Genomic DNA, 17,933 nt, shown 5'->3' with positions numbered 1-17,933 from the left:
CCTCACCCCTTTTTCTTTCTGCGCAAAAGCCAGCGGTTGTCCTCCCTGTCCGGCTCGCCTTCCACGACGAGACGCGCCTCTTCCGCCAGCTTGTAAGCTTCCGTGAAGGACAGTTGTCTGAACGCCTGCTCCGCTTTGGTCAGCAGTTCATTGACATAACGGTTTTGCCTGCGATAGCGGTTGGTGTACTGGATGGCTCCTTCCGCCAGCTGGCAGGCCGAAATCGTCTGCTCGGCCATCCGCTCCGTTTCTACGACCAGTTCGTGCGCTTCCTGGATCAAAATCGCCACTTCCTCCAGATCGTAACGGTATTGCTCCATGATCGTCTTGATCCGCCCCAACGTCTGGACGACTTCTTCAAACATATACTTGAGCTGATCCGGAACACCCGGCAAATAGCTTCGCTTGATCTGCTGGCGCACACGGATAAGTGTGCTGGAAATGCGTTCCAACTCATCGAGGGCATCATCCTCTGTCTCGATCAGCAAATAATCCGGCTCTTCCTCCTGATAAGGCTCCTCCGGCTTCATCTGGCTCTTCGGAATGACCAGCTCGTACTCGACTTCTGCGTGGTCGCGGCTTTCCTGCTGGGCAGGCGCATCTGCCATGCTTTGTTTCTTCGGATTCGCAGGTTCTTTGACGGCCTTAAGCAGCACAGTCCGTTCCGCCTCGCTCAGTTGGTCGCGCGTGACTGCCGCAGCTGCTGTGTCGGAAGCAAACTCGCCCGCTTCCTCCACCTGCCTGTTCGCTTGTGGTTCCTGTTCCTCGCGAACGGACTCCCGCTGCTCGTCGACGACTGGTGGCTGCGCTTCCTGAGCCTGCTCGATGATCGCTGCGACTTCCGCGTCGCTGCCTTCCTGTTCTTTTTCAGACAGCACACTGTTCGCTTGCTCTGCTTCTTCCTCACCTGCGTGCGACTCTTCTGCAAACACCGGCGGCTTCTCCTGGACTTGCGCCGAAGCGGCCGCTGCCTCGTGCTGAGCCAGCACTCCTTCTTCGATGCTCTGGTAGGTAGCTTCGATCAAGACGTCAAACGCCTTGGAATGCGTCATGACCATCTCCAGATTGCCCTCTTCCAGCGCGCCTTTCGCAGAGGATAGCAATTGCTTGGCTTGCAGCATCGCCTTGTCCAGCGAATCCTGGTTCAAGTCAAAGCCGTCGCGGGTCGCCTGGCTGATTCCGTCCTCCAGCTGTCTGAACTCCTCCGGCATTTCCTTTTTCACGCGCTGCACCAGCGCCGGGATCTGCTCCATCGCTTGTCCGACCCGCTCCAGCAACTGCTGGGCCTTGAGCGTCGTATCGTAGGCGGCAATATCGTCGCCTGCCGCCCGCGACGTTTTCACGAGGTTTCTCATCGTCTCTACCTCGTCCAGCGACGCTTTCAGCTCGTGAAAAGCCAGTCCGTATTCCAGACGCAAATCGGACAGGCGGCGCTCCATCTGCTCCACCTGCTTGCCGATTTCCGGAATGACGACCTTGCTCTCCTGCTTGGCGATCGCCACCTTTGTCGTGTCTTCCTTCAGATCGTTCAGCTCGTCCTCGATCTGGGTCAGCGTCTCTCTCGCCTCATCCAGCATGCCCAAAGCCAGGGAAAAACGGAAACGGTCGCACGCTTCTTCCGCATCGAGAATCATCATCTCCACATCCGGAATGCGAATGCGCAGCAGGTTTTCCTTTTTGTCAGCCAGGTGGTGATAGCGCACCTCTGTCATTCCGCTGGAGCGGCGCAGCGGCTTTTCCACCTCGATGACGTTGATTTTTTCAACCAGCTCGTCCTTCCAGTCTTCTACGTCATCGACCTGCCTGAAAATCGCGCGGCGGCGAATCATGGCGTAAATCAATAGGACTGACAGCCCCGCAAACACAGCTCCGATCAAGTAGATCCACCACGGAATGCCGCCAAGCATGTCTTTTTCTTCCGACTGCTCCTGCGCTTTCGCATCATTCCCAGTCGCTGCAGCCTGCTTGTCCGAAATGCTGCTCAGCTCCCGGTTCACTTCCCCGATCACGGTCTGAATGCCGGTCAAATACTGCTTCTGGTTGCGAAAAGGATCGTAGTACGACGTGATTTTGTCGTGCAAAAGCTCTGTCGTCACGCCCTTGGCCTGCAAGGCTGGCCCTGCGTACATCCCGAGCTGCTCGGTATTGTAGTCGAGCACGACCATCAACGCGTCATCAGCCAAATTGTAGTTGTCAAACAGCTTCTGCGCGTACATGTCAGGGGATTCTGCTTCCGGGGCCGTGCTTTCCACCACGACGACCTTGTAGCTGCCAGGCAAGCTTTGCAGAGACTGTGCAAACTTTTCCTTTTCTTCTTTTTTCATGTAGTTGTCGGCGTCCTGCACGACCTCATCGGTTTTGTCCGGAAAAGGTGTGGCGTAAGCCGGATTCGTGTATAGCAACATGCCTGCCAGACAGAGCAGGAATAGTTTTCGTTTCACTTGTCAAACATCCCCTTTGGAAAACTTCACTGTGCCAGGCCATTGATGAAAGCCTTCGAGGGCGTACCTAGCCGGGCAGCAAAATCCCGCGCAAAAAGCGCATGATGGAATCTTGCAGCCACCTGGCGAACTCCTCGGAAAACGGCTCCAGATCGTAAACCTGGCGAACCATTTGCGGTTGTAAAAACGGATATATCAACTGGCTGCTTACGGCCAGCACTATGCGATCAACAGATACAGGCAAAAAATCGCCCGATGCCACACCGCCCTCCATCACGCGGGAAAGGCCGTGCTTCCATCGGCTCATGTACAGCGTCATCACTTCACGGGCAAGCATCGACTCGACACTCAGTTCCCGATGAACCAGCCGGGTGATCGGCGCATGCTCCAGTTGAAAGCGCAAATAAAGCTGGATCACCTGTTCAAGTCGTTGAATGGCAGAGACATGCTGCTGCTCGGCTTCCTGCTCTTCCAGCAGCCGAAACAGCGTCTCAAAATAAGAGGCGATCAGGGTCTCCAGCACTCCCTGCTTGCCCTGGAAGTGATAAGAAATCAGCGCGGCGTTTACTTGTGCTTCGGCAGCGATTTGTCTAACGGACGTCCCTTTGTAGCCGTATGTGTCAAACAGCTTTGCGGCTGCGGACAAAATACGCATTTTCGTCTGATCCATCGCTGATTCCCATCCCCTTTTACGCTCATCAAAACCAGAGGCGACAATTGCCTGAAAATCAATTCATGATTTTTCGACGCAAAAAGATAGACTTGTTGTTAGTTCGACAAAGTTTTCCTGTATTCCTTCTAGGAATGCAGTTCGCCCTAGAAAAAAGCTGGGAAGAAAGCGGCTCGGTGTGCGCCTCTTTGCCATGAATAAAGACGCGCAAAGTCCGAAAAGAGTTACCTCTGCCAGACGAAAAACCCCCCGACAGCCTGTCCTGGCCGCCGCACCTGCCGTCCTGCATCACGAACGCATTCCCCTGACAGAAAAAAGACGCTCCCTGTCCGCTGACAATGGAAAGTGAGCGTCTGTTCTTTTGCTGCTTATTTGGCGCCCTCGTCCGGGGCCGGGACCGGCTTTGCCCGCCCGTAATTTTGCAAAAAGGTCTCCACCTGGGAATGCTCTTTTACCCGCTGGTCATGCAGATCGTAAGCGGAGCGGATCGACATCGTCATGTTGGTCGGGAGCATCGTGTTTTTGTTGTAGTAAATCGTGCACTCCGCTTCAACGTCCATCTGATCGACCAATGCCTTTACGTCCTGGGACTGCTTCGCTTGAATCGAAGTGCCTCCCTGGCGCACGCTCGCCCCTGCCCAGTCCCCATCGGACAGTTGCATCGCCAGCTTCAGCTTCGGCTTGTGCCCGGGAAACGGCCCGGCGGCGGACTGAATCCGCGAGCCTGCGGCAGCCTGCTCCTGCATTTGCGCGGCCAGCCACGCCTTCAGCTTGGCTGAATCCAGCGTGACGCTGATCGCTTCCAGATCGTCCCTGGGGTTTTCATCCGGCAGTTGGCGGACGTCCTTTTTCATTTCATCCAATTGTTGGAAACAAAAACTGGGACTCCAGTTGTCCATCTCCTGCCGCAGAGCGACGCCATCTCCCGATACGGGCTTCCATTTTTCCCCTTGCTCCTGTTTGGCGTACAGCTCACTGCCCTCACGCAGAAGCGCCAATGTCTGCACCCGCTTTTCCTCCGGGACGGAAATTTTCACATTCATATACTCTGCCTCGCCGTCTTTGCGTCCGGAAAAGTTCACCATGTTGGCATTGGCGCTGTTTGCGGTCAAAAGCTTGGTCCTGCCGTAAAACGCATACGAGCTCTGGGCCGCAAACTGGTCGCGCACCTCTTCAAAGGTGGAGCTGGGGTTTTGCTTGACGCCCATTTGAGTGCAGCCGCCAACCGTACATGCCACTGTCAACAGGCATATCGTCCAATACTTGCGCATACGCTTCCTCCCTTGGCTACCCTTCGGCCACTTCCAGGTGGTTTCAGGATAATTGTCCCTTTTAGCGTTTCCGGGGAGGAATAGGCTTATTCTGCTTGGACAGCCAATGACAGGGATTGGTCTGGCTACAGGTGGTAGTACAAAACGCCGTCTTTTTCCGTTACCTCGATCTGGTGCAAAATCGTCAGCAGGTCGATATGCCCGATCGTCTCGGAAAGCGTCAGCGGCAGCTCTTTTTCATACAGGGCAGGGAACAAAAGCGTGGTCAGCTCGTAAGCTGTTTTTTCGCCATCGGCAAGCAGTTGGCGCAGTGTGTCTGTCCTGCTCCAGTTTTTTTGCAGCCGGGCGAGAATCAGCTCCCGATGGTTGGTGACGATCTCGCCGTGACCCGACAGCACCCGGTCGATTTCCATGTCTGCACACATTTGCAGCGCCGTCCGGTATTGAACGAGCGTAAGCGGCCGTGCCCCCGAACGATCTCGCGGCGGTTCGATAAAGGCATTGGAGGAAATGTGTCCGATGATGTGATCGCCGCCGATCATGGTGCGATCCCGCTCTCTGTACAGGGACAGGTGACTTTGGCTGTGCCCTGGCGTGTAGAGTACCTGCCATTCCTCCAGATGCGGCACCCGCTGCTCATGCTTGAGCAATACGTCGATCCGGCTGGGCTCGGAAAAGGTCGTTATCAGCTTGTGAAACTTGGCAATGATGACCAGCATGTCGCTCGGCACGCCGCTTTTTTGGTACAGCTCAAGAAAAAACTGGTCGTGAAAATCCATGAAGTCTGCATCCAGCTCGACGTATGGCGCCGCTTGCGGATGAGCCAGCGTCTGGGCGCCGGAGAGCTGTCGTACTTTTTCCAGCTGCCCACAATGGTCAACGTGATGGTGCGTCAGCACAATCTGCTCGATCTCCTCCACGCGAACTCCGGCGGACTGCAAGCCTTCCACGAGCGCTTGCCACGCCTCATCTGTCTTCGGCCCCACATCGACCAGCGTCAGCTTGTCGCCCTTTATCAAGTAGACGTTGACCGCTCCGACACTGAACGGGGTAGGAATTTCCAGACAGTAAATATCCGGTGCAATTTGTGTCGCCCTGGTGCGAAACTCACGCGTGTCCATGGTCAACTCCTCCCTCTTATTTCAAGTTTCCCCTGTTTTTGCCGATATATCTTATACAGGAGTCAACCGCACTGCAAAAAAGCATATCAAAAAGAGAAAAGAGCCATTGGTTTGGCTCTAGGCGAGAACAACCTGGTTTCTGCCAGAATTTTTTGCTTCGTACAACGCAATATCCGCCTGGTGGAACAAGGCTTCGACGCTCAGATTGACGTCCATCTCCCTGTTCCATTTCGCAAGACCGCATGAAATCGTCACTCGCGGAGACGTCTCCTTCTCTACGCACTGCCTGATTCTCTCGGCGACAGCGTGAGCGGTCGCCTTGTCTACGCGCGGCAGGTAGACAGCAAGCTCCTCTCCGCCCCAGCGCGCAGCAATATCGCTCTCTCTGATGCTGTGACGGATGAGGTTGGCCACCTGGATCAGCACTTCGTCTCCGACCTGGTGTCCGAATGTATCGTTTACCGTCTTGAAGTAGTCAATATCGATCAAAATCAGCGAGCCGTAGTTGTCCTTGGCAAGCGATGCCCTGACTTGCTCGTTCAGATAGCGTCTCGTGAACAGCCCGGTCAAATTGTCCGTAATGACCATGCGCTCCATCTCGTTGTGCAAAACGGCATTGGTCATGGCGAGGCTTGCGTGCTGGCCGAAAATTTCGAGCAGCTTGTAGTCGTCAAAACTAAAAGAATGATAGCGGGAATCAGCGACTAGAAGCACTCCGCTAATTTCGCCCTCCACAACAAGCGGAACCCCCATGAGCGAGCAGCAGGAATACATGGAAAACGGAAGCGGACCCGCGCCAGGCTGGGCAAGAAGCAGCGTCTGCTTGCTCTGCATGATCTGCCGAAACGGTTTTTCAATCGCGTTGACGACGGTGCCGTTGAAGGCGGGGATTGACGCCGAGAGCACATCAAACTTGTCTTCTTCCGGCTGTTTTCGCAAAATGGCGCAAAACTCCGCATCGAATGTCGCTTGCATCATTTCCGTCACAAAATCGAGAATTTCCTTTAAATCCAGACTTTTGTTCAGCTGTCTGGCCATGTCGTTGATGAGACGCAGTTCGCGTATCAGATTGCGCGATTGCTGGTAAAGCTGGGCATTTTCAAATGCAGTGCCTGCTGTATCGGCCAAAATGGCAATGTAATCCTTCTCATGCTGGCTCAACGAAATCGGCTGATTCGAAGTCACCTGCAAAACGCCGTAAATTCCTTGCTTGCCCAAAAGCGGCGCGGCAATTACCGTCACCCGCTGATCGCCCTCGCCCACTTCTTCTGCGACCAATCGCCCTTCCAGGTACGCTTTCGTGCTGGTGGACGGCTCGTCTTCCTGGAACGACAGCTGCTTGACGGGCGTGGTGGCATCCGGCTCCACAGTCAGGAACAGCTCGACCGAAAAATACGGATACAGGCTGGGGATGCTGGTGACGATCTCGTGGAGGACGTCATTGACGTCAATGGACGCCTGAATTTTTGACATGAGCTGGTAGAGCAGATCCTTTTTGTTCGCTTCCCGGCGCAAATCGTCGGACATGATCGCACGCCAGAGGGCACAGCTCGCCTTTTCCGCGATCTCCTGCAGGAAGGCGACGTCGCGTGTATCATAGAAGCAGTCCTGCTCCTTGGGCGGCAAGTGCAAAAACAGGGCGTACAGCGGAACGGAATTCAGACTTACCGGGACCACGATGACCCGATGATCGTCGAGTGCCATCGGCGTGATTGGCGTATTTCCGATGCGCGTGACCAATTGGGCGATATGAGCCTGGCCTGGCTCCGCTTCTTCCGTCGTGACACAATCCTGTGGGACCAGCACTCCCTCTTCGGAGAGCTTCACTGCCGAGCAATAGCCTTTTGAAATGATGCTGCTGATTTGTCTAGTCAAGTTGGTCAGCAAATCCCGCGCGGTGTCATACAGGGTCAAATCTGTCACGATCTGGCTGGTCGCGTGCTGGATGTACGCATCGTACCCCATGCGAATGAGCGGCTCCAGCCCCCGCATGTACGCACCCAGGTCGAATTCAATCTCTTGCTGCGCGACGATCATGCCAATGACGGCCCGTACACTGCCATCCAGCTCCTTCAGTGGAAAGGCTCCGTAGACGTACCCGTTTTTGGTCTTGACAACGACCTCTTTCGTGCCGAGCGATTCCAAAATATAATGGCAGACTTTCCCGGTCTGGACGTACTCGCGCGCAGCCGCAGACAGAGAGTTTCCAGATTGACTATCATGCATGTCCATGAAGTTGATTACACGGCCCCCGGAATCTGTCAGGAAAAGGAGGCCTGGGCTATTTTCCGGCCAAGATTGCAGGATAAAATGCGCCGTGTAGGAAAAGACCGTCTCTAACTTCCCCAACATTTTACTTGCCACGAGAAACTCCCTCTCTCAGCATTTTCTCAAGCTTCCAAATGGTCAGTATCATTTACCTGGAGCACTTCCCACCTGCGGTCGGCATAGCGGAACACGGAAATTCCCGTGTTGTCGATGCGCGTAATCCCGGTTCCCTGCTCCCCTGCTGTTACATAGTGCAAAAAGCTGTTGATGAGGCCGCCGTGCGAAACCACCACAATTGCCTCATTCTGATGCTTCACAGCCAGCTCGGTCAGAGCAGCCACCGCACGCCGCTGCATGTCCTCAAACGTCTCAATCCCGCAGGAAGCCTCATCCTGATTTTCAAAGCGCTTACGAATCTCCTCGTAGGTCAGCCCCTCCCACTGCCCGTAGCAGCGCTCGCGCAAATTAGGCTGCGTGCCTACGGAAACGGAGAAATTTGCGGCAATTTTGGCAGCAGTCTCACGCGCACGACTTAAATCGCTGGAATAAACAGCGTGAATCGTCTCGCTTCGGAACCGGTCGGCTACCAGTTCCGCCTGCCGCCTGCCGTGCTCGTTCAAAGCGATGTCACTGTGTCCCTGAATGCGTCGACTCTGATTCCACTCTGTTTCTCCGTGGCGAACGAGATACATGATGGTTTCCAAAACGCAATAGCTCCTTTTCTGTGTAAACCGCCCCTGGCAGCCTGCAGGTCTGACCCAGAGCGGAGATATTCGAAAAATAGAGATGACCGCTTGCGAAAATCAAACAGTCAAGGCAGTCTTTCTCATGTTGTGATGGATAGTACTACTTATTATATAAGATGGTTGTACACAATTCTAGTTTGATCCGTTAACATTTGGTACAAAATTCCTAGATTTATGGCAAATGGTTCTCTTTCGGCGAAATGAAACGATTTCGTTTTTTTCATCGTCAGAGGTTATAAGCAAACTGCTATTACACCACAGGGGGAATTTTCATGAAGCCTTGGATAATCCGATCCAGCTCATTCGTATTGACAGCAAGCCTGCTGCTTCCTGTTGCCCAAGCGCACGCAAACACACCGGAAGCTACAGCCGGCAAAATCGTCGCCAGTCCCCAGCTGAATGGTGCGACCCTGGCAGCCACAAGCAAAGTGAAGCTGTCGAAAGAAGCAGCACTTACGCTCGCTGCCAAGTTTGTGCCAACCAGCGGACTCACGCTGTCTAACGTGTCGTTCCGCTCGGCTGACAACTGGCGCTCGTTTCCGGAATGGTCGTTCGGCTGGAACAAAAAGGACGCGAAGAACGAGAAAGTACTCTTGTCCTACAGCGTCAGCATCAACGCCAATACCGGGGAGTTGACCTCCTATTCCCATTACGACCAAAGCCGCAGCAACCTGCCCTATGCCAAACGGGTTTCCTATGCAGACGCCCGTGCAGCAGCAGAGCAATTTCTGAAAAAGAACAACCCTGGCAAAGCCGCAGAAACCCGCCTTTACCTGCGCGAGCTGCCCGAGCCGAAAACGCCGCTTACCGCCGACGTTTCCTACACGTTCCGCTTCGTCCGTGTCGTGGACGATGTGCTGTTCCCGGACAACGGCGTGGACATCACGGTCAACGGCGCAGGCATCGTCAGCGATTTTTCCCTGTTGTGGAACGACGTGAAGTTCGAGAAGCCAGACAAGCAAATTTCTTTGGAGGAAGCGGAAAAGCTGTTCCAGGAGCAGGCAGACCCGCAGCTTTCGTACCTGCTTCCGTGGGAGCGGACGGGCGCTGAGAAAGATACCGTCACGCTCGGCTATCAAAATCCATTTACCTTTTATCTCGACGCCCAAAGCGGAAAAGCCTTGAACCGCTCCCTTACACCCCGCGGCGAAAGCAAGGAGCCTGTCGCCGTCAGCAGCAAGCCGCTTTCCCCGCTCCGCTCGGGAGCTGCGCTCAGCCAGGAGGAAGCCATTGAATGGGCGAAAAAAACGTTTGACCTCGGCAAGTACGAGCTGCGCTCCGCCAACTACAGCGAGCGAGAATACCGGGGCAACCGACCCGTGTGGGAGCTCGAATACATGGAAAAAGGCAAGGAAAACGACAACTACATCTACGTAAGCTTTGACGCCGTCACTGGCGACGTTTACTCGTACAGCAAGGGGAAATCGAAGCGAGATGAGGAAGAAAAGCCCGCCAAGACGCTCGATCTGAAAAAACTGCAGGCAGCCGCTATGGAAACCGTCCGCAAATGGACGCCGACCTCGGCCCACCAGTTGTATCTGGTCGATCGCGCCGAGGAAGAAATAGAGCCGTTTCAAGCCAACCAGTACCGGATCACCCTGGGACGGTACATCAACGGGATCGCGGCTGCCAGCGGCTCGGCTTACCTCTATTACGATGCGCAGACAGGCGAACTTTTGTCCTATCGAACTGATTTTGGCAGCGAAACGTATCCAACTAAAGTCCCGAATCGTCTGTCTGACGACGAAGCGATCCAGGCATGGTGGAAGGAGTCTGCGGCAGAAGCGGTGTACGCCCTTGAGCCGCTCAGCGAGGAAGACGACAAAAAGGTTAAGGAACTGCCTTCCTACGTTCCGAAAAGAACAGCGAAGCTCGTCTACCGCGTAACGTCCACGCCGTTCGAGCAGCCTTACTTCCTCGATGCGACGACAGGAGAGTGGCGCTCTGCTTCATCCGGAAAGGTGCTCAACCTGCACCGGCCAACACCGCTCGACCTCAAGGGCCATCCGGCCGAGAAGGAGCTGTCCCTGATGTACGAATACGAGGCGCTCTCGCTGGAGGATGGCAAGATTTTGCCGCAAAAGCCGATCACACGCGGCGAAATGATCGAGATGCTGATGATTAGTCTGAACCAGGGCCGCCACTACCCGGTGTACTCCCTGGAGCGCAAGGCGACCTTCAGCGACGTGGCAAACGACTCGCGCTTCTTCTCTGCGGTCGAAGGTGCGGTGGACCGCGGCCTGTTGGACAAAAATGCTTCCAAGCTGAACCCGGATGAGCCGATCAACCGCGAAGAGCTGGCCGACATGATCGTGCGCGCGCTCGGCTACAAAAAGCTCACAGACTACCCAGGCATGTTCCAGTCGCCACTCACCGACATCGGCAATACCAAGCACCGCGCTTCGATCATTATCGCTACGACACTGGGCATCGTCCCGACCGACAAGACGAAGTTCCAGCCGCAGGGCGCGGTGTCGCGGGCGGATGCGGCCGTTACGTTTACACGCTTCCTGGAAAAACGCGGCAACGTGGATACGGAATCAGACTTGCTCCGTGATTAAATAAAGAAACACGCCATCTCTGCCCCGGAAATGGCGTGTTTCTTTTCTCTTGACTTCTTCACACCTTGCCTATTATTATTGATTGTATGTGTACAGGGTAGCATTGATTGTAGGTAAAAACGGAAGGATGTACCCTCTTAGTTCCCTCCCTTTACAGACTGCGGCTGAATATCTGTGAGGAGCACGATGCGGAAACGCTACCGTCCGAAGTTCGTGTAGATAAAGCAGGAACTAGCCTTTCGGAAGTAAACACCTACGAATCCAATTTAAAGGAGACTGAATACATGTCACGTTACACAGGACCTCGTCACAAACTGGCTCGTCGTCTGGGAATCTCCCTCGACGGTACAGGAAAAGACATCAAACGCAACTTCCCGCCTGGACAACACGGTCACAACAACCGTCGCAAGCTGTCCGAATACGGAATTCAGCTGCAAGAAAAGCAAAAACTGCGTCACATGTTCGGCCTTAGCGAAAAACAATTCCGCCGCACTTTCGACCAAGCTAGCAAAATGGCTGGCGTAGTCGGTGAAAACTTCATGAAATTGCTGGAATCCCGCCTGGACAACCTGGTATACCGCATGGGCTTCGCTCCAACTCGCCCTGCTGCTCGTCAGCTGGTAAACCATGGTCACTTCCTGGTAAACGGCAAAAAAGTGAACATCCCATCCTACCGCGTACAACCGGGTGATGTGATTTCCATCCGTGAGAAGTCCCGCAATGTGCAACTGATTAAGGACTCTCTGGAAAGCCGTACTTTCCTGCCAAACTACATCTCTTTCAACGATGCTACTGCTGAAGGTACCTACACTCGTCTGCCAGACCGTGAAGAAATGCCTTCCGAAATCAACGAAGTTCTGATCGTTGAGTTCTACAGCCGTTAATCGTCTGGAAGCAAAAGAGCAGCGCCGCTCGTCGGCCTGCTCTTTTTTATTTGTCCCGCTTCAACATCTTTTGACATATTACGACGCGCCACGCAACTTCTCGATTGTCCCCTCTATCGCTTCTACCCTCAAGGTTCCTCGTATGGTATAATCAGGTGGTATGCTAGGGGGTCGTAGACTATGTCGAACAACCACACATCTTCCTCTGAACCGTCGAAAAAAAAGCGACGCCGTAGCCGTGGCAGATTGATCTGGCTCATCGTTCAGATGGTGTTTTTGCTCGGACTCATGGGGGCGGCTGTCGCCGGAGGAATCGTGACAGGTTATGTTGCCGCACTCGTCAAAGACGAGCCCGTCCGCAGCAAGGAAGAGTTGGAGGACAAGATTTTTACCAATTATCTGACCGGATTCGCCTACTACAACGACGGCTCTCTCATCGGTCAACTGCGGGCTGAGGAAGGCGACCGTCGTCTGGTGAAAAAGGCAGACGTTTCTCCTTATTTAATCAACGCCATTATTGCAACAGAAGACAAAAACTACTACCACCATGCAGGCGTTTCCTTTCAATCCACACTACGCGGGGCGATTCAGGAGTTCACCAACCAACCTGTCGTGACAGGCGGTAGTACGATTACACAGCAGCTTGTAAAAAATACGATCCTCTCCGCTGAAGTGAGCCACACCCGCAAAGCGCGGGAAATCTTCAGCGCCATCCGGATCGAGCGCATGTTTTCCAAAGATCAGATTTTGGAAGCCTACATGAACGAAATCTACTTCGGAAAAAACGCCAACGGCTCGAACGTTTACGGCGTGCAGGCGGCAGCCAAAGGAATTTTTGGCAAGGATGTAAAGGAATTAAATCTTAGCGAAGGCTCTTATCTCGCAGGCATGATTCAAAATCCTGGCGCCTACTCCCCTTTTCGCGACGAAAGCTACCAGCGCGGCAAGGAACGCCAGAAAATGGTGCTCGACCGCATGCTGGAAAACGGCTACATTACCCAGGCACAATACGATGAAGCCCTCAAGGCGGATCTGAAATCGAAGTTGGCCAAGCCTACCCAGCAAGCGTACCGCGAAGTTCCGTTTTTGATGATGGAGATCGAGGATCGGGCCGCCCGCCAGCTTCTCGATGCCGAACTGGCGGAAAAAGGGCGCGACAAGTCCACCATCGGGCGCAATGAATACCGCCAGTTGGTGGAAGACAAGCGCCGCGAAATTTTGCGCAAAGGCTACAAGGTCTACACCACGATTGACAAAAACGTCTACAGCATCATGCAGGCAGTCGCGGCCGATCCGAACAACTTCGGGAAAAACCGCACCTACACGATCCGCCGCTCGAACGGCAAGACGGAAACAATCGAGAACGCGCTGGAAGAAGTCGGCGCCATGCTGATCCACAACAAAACGGGAGCGATCCTGGGGATGATTGGCGGCCGCGACTTCAAGGTGGAGCAGACGAACCACGCGACGGTTCCGCGTCAGCCGGGTTCGGCCATGAAGCCGCTCGCTGCGTACGCGCCGGCCTTTGAGCTGGGACTTTTGCAGCCAGCCTCGCCAATCGATGACGCACCTGTGCTGCTCGCCGACGGGCAAAACGGCACGCACCTGCCGAAAAACTGGAACAACAAATGGCAAGGGATCATGAGTGCGCGGGAAGCACTGCGGATGTCCTGGAATATCCCGGCGATCAAGACGTATTTGAAGGTCGGCATTCCTACCGCGCTGGAATACGTCAAGAAAATGGGCATCACTACACTGGTCGAGGCAGACAACTACGCTGCAACAGGCGTAATCGGCGGTCTTACATACGGGACGACGGCAGAAGAAATGACCAACGCCTACGCCACCTTTGCCAACCACGGCTCGTTCGTGGACGCCTACCTCATCGAGCGGATTGAAGACAGCCAGGGCAAAGTGATCTATCGTCACGAAGCCCAGCCAGTGCAAGTGTACAGCGAACAAACCGCCTATCTGATTACCGACATGATGCGCACCGTCGTCAACTCCGGAACAGGTACGCACATTCGCAAGTTCGTTCCGCGCAAGGTCGATGTGGCAGGCAAGACCGGGACCACGAACAACAGCAACGACTTGTGGTTCGTCGGCTACACGCCGGAGCTGTCCATGGGTGTCTGGGTCGGCTTTGACGAACCGTACCCGATGCCGGACGCAGACAAGTACGTGCCGATGGTCGTCTGGGGCAAGGTCATGAAGGAGATTATCGAGAAACACCCGCACCTGTCTCCTCCTGACGCTACGTTCCAGAAGCCGGCGGGAATCGTCACGGCGACAGTCGACTCCAAATCCGGCCTGTTGCCAAGCGAGCTGTCAAGACAGGCGGGGCATCTGATTACCGATCTGTTCAACCGCCGCTTCGTTCCGACGAAGGTGGACGACTCTCACCAAAAAGCGCGCCTGATAACGTATAACGGCGAGCGCTATCTGGCGAAGGAAGGCACTCCGGACGATTTCGTCACCGAAGGCATCTTCTACCGCTCCCCTGATCCGCTTCCGTCCAAGGAGCAGATTCAGGCCAAAAACAAGAGCGTTGCCGTCAAGCCGCCAGATTGGGAGCAGCGTCTTCCTGACAAGGAAGACCCGCGCACAGAGGTCGGCGGAACGCCTGCAGCACCAAGCGGTGTAACCGCAAGCGGCGCAGGCAAGCAAATTGTCCTCTCCTGGCAATCGGCAAAAGAGCCTGACCTGGTAGGATACCGCATCTACCGCGCCGACGCGCAAAACGGCTTTGTCAAAATCGCGACGGTAAAAGATCCGGCTGAACTGAGCTTCACCGATACAACTGCAAGAAGCGGCGGCGCAGGCTACTATGTCACTGCGGTCGATATTGCCGGTAACGAATCATCGCCTTCTGCCATCGCCTCTGTCGGCTCTGCCCAGACGTGGGAGATTCCGAATCCGGGTACGCAACCGGACGGCAGCACACTGCCTGACAACACCGATCCTGCCAATCCTGGCGTGCCAGGGTCGGGAGATAGCGGAAGCGGCAGTTCGAACGCCAACACGGGCTCGAATACGACTACGCCGTCGGCCGCGCCTCCGTCCGCTCCGAAATCGTTGTCGCTCACGATGAGCGGAAACAGCGTGAAGCTGTCCTGGAAAGCCAACAGCCAAGCGGAACAGGTCATGGCCTATAACGTGTATTTCAGCCCTGATGCGGCAAGCGGCTATTTGCTGCTCGACACGGTATCCGCTACAAGCTATACACACGCGGCAGCTGTGCCGAACGGCAGCTACTACGTCACCGCCGTCAACAGTTACGGAGAATCGCCACATTCCAACAACGTAACGGCAACCACCACTGAATAGACTAAGGTAGGAAGAATCAGCAGAGATGGTCACAATCGCCATCTCTCTTTTTCTACAAGCATTAGGGGGGGAACCGATGGAACACGTCAAACGCTATCACTCTGCGAGCATGGTCGTGAACGGAAAAGAACTGCTGATCGAAGGACCGATTACGGGGAGTCATCTGGCTGACCTGCGCTTCGATGAAGGGCTCAAGGCATTTCGCATCCCGGAGCAGCAGCACGAGGCCCTGATTGAAATCGCGGATCTCCCGGAAGGACGCATCATTATCGCGCGGGAAGGTGATCTTGTGCTCGGCTACGTTACCTTCCTCTACCCCGATCCGCTGGAACGCTGGTCCATGGCAAAGCTGCCCGATCTGCTGGAGCTTGGCGCCATCGAAATCAGCCATAAAGTACGGGCTGGCGGCGTGGCCAAGAAGCTGCTTGAGGTCGCTTTTATGGATGATGCCATGGAAGACTACGTCATTATTACGACCGAGTATTACTGGCATTGGGACTTGAAAGGAACCGGACTCGATGTGTGGGAGTACAGAAAGGTCATGGAAAAAGTAATGGGCAGTGTCGGGCTGATCTGGATGGCGACAGACGATCCGGAAATATGCTCGCACCCCGCCAACTGTCTGATGGCCAAAATCGGAAAACGGGTTCCTGCCGAGACCATCGTCGCTTTTGATGCCATGCGCTTTCAGAATCGCTTTCTTTATTAGTCTGGACACCTTTTCCAAAGGATGCAAGGAGGCCCTCCATCATGCGTGTAGAAGATATCATGCGAAAAAAAGTCGTTACCATTCAGCCTGCGACTACCATCGGAGAATCCTTACTGCTGCTTAGAGCCAATCGCATCAGGCATTTGCCCGTCATTGAAAATGGCCAGCTTGTCGGCATCGTCTCAGACCGCGATCTGCGTGATGCCCTCCCCTCCCGTTTGCTGACCCATGATGACGACGAGACCGTCCTGCACAAGCCTGTGGCTGACATCATGCAAAGACAGGTCATTACCGCCCACCCGCTTGATTTTATCGAAGACGCCGCTCTCCAGATTTATGAGCATAAAATCGGCTCCCTGCCAGTCGTGGAAGAAAACCGCCTCGTTGGCATGATTACAGAATCCGATCTGTTTTCCAGCCTGATTGAGCTGTTCGGCGTCAACAAGCCCAGCTCCCACATCGAAGTAGAAGTAGACGATCGCGTCGGCATGCTGGCAGAGGTCAGCCAGGTGTTTCGCGAAGCCCAGGTCAATGTGACCAGCGTCATTGTGTTTCCGGGGAAAAACCTTGGGAAAAAAAATCTGGTTTTCCGCGTCCAGACGATTGATCCGCGTGTCGTGACCCAGTTGCTGCTCCAGCGAGGCTTCGTCGTCGTCGGACCGACAGATGGGGGGATACTCCTGTGAGCCGGAATGCTCGTCTGATCTACTCCCCCGACTACACGAAGTATTACTTTCACGATGACCACCCGTTTAACCAGCGCCGTCTGCTGCTCATGCACGATCTGATGAGCAGCTATGGCCTGCTCAATGAGTCAGACCTGCTGGCTCCGCGCATGGCTACGGACGATGAGCTCGCCCTCGTCCACGACAGGCGCTACATCGAGTTCGTCCGCGAGCAGGGACACAGCGAAGCAGAGCTTCCGCAGGCGATGAGCTACGGTCTTGGCACCGAGGACGTCCCCTGTTTTCGCAATATGCATGAATCGGCTGCCCTCATTGTCGGAGGGACGCTGAATGCCGTCGATGCCGTCATGCATGGACAAGCCGAGCACGCCTTCAATCCTGCCGGCGGCCTGCATCACGCGTTTCGCGGGAGGGCATCGGGCTTTTGCATCTACAATGACTGCTCCGTTGCCATCGCCTATTTGCGCAAGCATTGGAATGTCCGGGTCATGTACATCGACACCGATGCTCATCATGGCGACGGTGTACAATGGGCGTTTTACGATGATCCCAACGTCCTCACCGTTTCCATCCATGAGACGGGCAAATACCTGTTTCCAGGAACAGGAAATCTTTCGGAACGCGGGGATGGAAGCGGTTACGGTTATTCCGTCAATGTGCCGCTCGATGCCTTCACGGAAGACGACTCGTTTCTTGCCGTGTACGAAGAGCTGGTCTCCAAGCTGGCGAACGGCTTCAAGCCGGACGTAATCTTGACCCAAAACGGCTGCGATGCCCATACGTTTGATCCGCTGACGCACCTCTCTTGCTCGATGAAAATTTACCAGGCGATTCCCCGGCTTGCCCACCAGCTCGCCCATACGTATTGCGACGGACGCTGGATCGCGGTAGGAGGTGGCGGCTACGACATTTGGCGGGTCGTGCCGCGAGCGTGGACACTGTTATGGAGCGAAATGAGCGATCAGCCGCTGGAGGACGGCGACCTGCCAACGAGCTGGCTTCAGCGCTGGCAGCCGCAGACTGATTTGCCGCTGCCGCTGCGCCTGTTCGACGAACCGTTTCCGGCCATTCCCCGCCGCGCAGAAATTACCGAAAAAAACCGGATTACCCTGGAACGGGCGATGCAGTACGCGCCGACTGGAGCAGGCAAATGAGTTTGCTTGCTCTTTTTTTTTCGCTCTTGCGGGAAAAGGGAGAAACAAAAAAAAGCGGGCAGACCACGCATCTCCTTGTGATGCCGATCTTCCCG

General features: G+C 54.9%; 12 protein-coding genes. 6 read left to right on the top strand and 6 right to left on the bottom strand.

The genetic code is table 11. The features are described from left to right. Window positions 1-2: 2 nt before the first annotated feature. From EDM57_RS14100 to EDM57_RS14075, 6 genes are all read right to left on the bottom strand, one after another. Window positions 3-2,441, bottom strand: coding sequence for a septation ring formation regulator EzrA (locus EDM57_RS14100; protein WP_122905368.1), 2,439 nt, complete (start codon window positions 2,439-2,441; stop codon window positions 3-5). A gap of 67 nt (window positions 2,442-2,508) precedes the next feature. Next, window positions 2,509-3,111 carry a forespore capture DNA-binding protein RefZ gene (gene refZ / locus EDM57_RS14095; protein ID WP_122905367.1) on the bottom strand — a complete coding sequence of 201 codons (603 nt, stop codon included), beginning with the start codon at window positions 3,109-3,111 and terminating at the stop codon, window positions 2,509-2,511. Window positions 3,112-3,479: 368 nt separating this feature from the next. Beyond that, complete coding sequence (locus tag EDM57_RS14090) at window positions 3,480-4,382, bottom strand: hypothetical protein (protein WP_122905366.1); 903 nt, start codon at window positions 4,380-4,382, stop codon at window positions 3,480-3,482. Between the two features lie 125 nt (window positions 4,383-4,507). Continuing rightward, window positions 4,508-5,503 (bottom strand): MBL fold metallo-hydrolase, encoded by a 996-nt coding sequence (locus EDM57_RS14085; protein ID WP_122905365.1) that lies wholly within the window; start codon window positions 5,501-5,503, stop codon window positions 4,508-4,510. Between the two features lie 117 nt (window positions 5,504-5,620). After that, window positions 5,621-7,855, bottom strand: a complete 2,235-nt coding sequence (locus EDM57_RS14080) for a sensor domain-containing diguanylate cyclase (RefSeq protein ID WP_122905364.1) — start codon at window positions 7,853-7,855, stop codon at window positions 5,621-5,623. A gap of 38 nt (window positions 7,856-7,893) precedes the next feature. Beyond that, the gene (locus EDM57_RS14075; RefSeq protein ID WP_122905363.1) at window positions 7,894-8,475 is read right to left on the bottom strand and encodes a histidine phosphatase family protein; all 582 of its coding nucleotides are present in this window, start codon (window positions 8,473-8,475) and stop codon (window positions 7,894-7,896) included. A 314-nt stretch (window positions 8,476-8,789) separates the two neighbouring features. Here EDM57_RS14075 and EDM57_RS14070 point away from each other — a divergent pair, with 314 nt between their 5' ends. From EDM57_RS14070 to EDM57_RS14045, 6 genes are all read left to right on the top strand, one after another. Next, window positions 8,790-11,078, top strand: a complete 2,289-nt coding sequence (locus tag EDM57_RS14070; RefSeq protein ID WP_122905362.1) for a YcdB/YcdC domain-containing protein — start codon at window positions 8,790-8,792, stop codon at window positions 11,076-11,078. A gap of 284 nt (window positions 11,079-11,362) precedes the next feature. Continuing rightward, entirely contained in the window at window positions 11,363-11,962 is a 600-nt protein-coding gene (rpsD, locus tag EDM57_RS14065; protein WP_122905361.1) for a 30S ribosomal protein S4, read from the top strand. A 180-nt stretch (window positions 11,963-12,142) separates the two neighbouring features. Next, window positions 12,143-15,289 (top strand): penicillin-binding protein 1A, encoded by a 3,147-nt coding sequence (locus tag EDM57_RS14060; RefSeq protein ID WP_122905360.1) that lies wholly within the window; start codon window positions 12,143-12,145, stop codon window positions 15,287-15,289. 76 nt (window positions 15,290-15,365) lie between these two features. Then, window positions 15,366-15,998: an N-acetyltransferase gene (locus EDM57_RS14055; RefSeq protein WP_122905359.1), complete on the top strand. Its 633-nt coding sequence runs from the start codon at window positions 15,366-15,368 to the stop codon at window positions 15,996-15,998. Window positions 15,999-16,039: 41 nt separating this feature from the next. Then, complete coding sequence (locus tag EDM57_RS14050; protein WP_122905358.1) at window positions 16,040-16,684, top strand: CBS and ACT domain-containing protein; 645 nt, start codon at window positions 16,040-16,042, stop codon at window positions 16,682-16,684. Further along, window positions 16,681-17,838 carry an acetoin utilization protein AcuC gene (locus EDM57_RS14045; RefSeq protein ID WP_122905357.1) on the top strand — a complete coding sequence of 386 codons (1,158 nt, stop codon included), beginning with the start codon at window positions 16,681-16,683 and terminating at the stop codon, window positions 17,836-17,838. The genes EDM57_RS14050 and EDM57_RS14045 overlap by 4 nt, the downstream gene beginning before the upstream one ends. The last annotated feature ends 95 nt before the right edge of the window (window positions 17,839-17,933 follow it).

This window comes from Brevibacillus gelatini (genome assembly GCF_003710935.1).
Taxonomy (GTDB): Bacteria; Bacillota; Bacilli; order Brevibacillales; family Brevibacillaceae; genus Brevibacillus; species Brevibacillus gelatini.
This window is presented reverse-complemented; position numbering and strand designations above follow the sequence as displayed.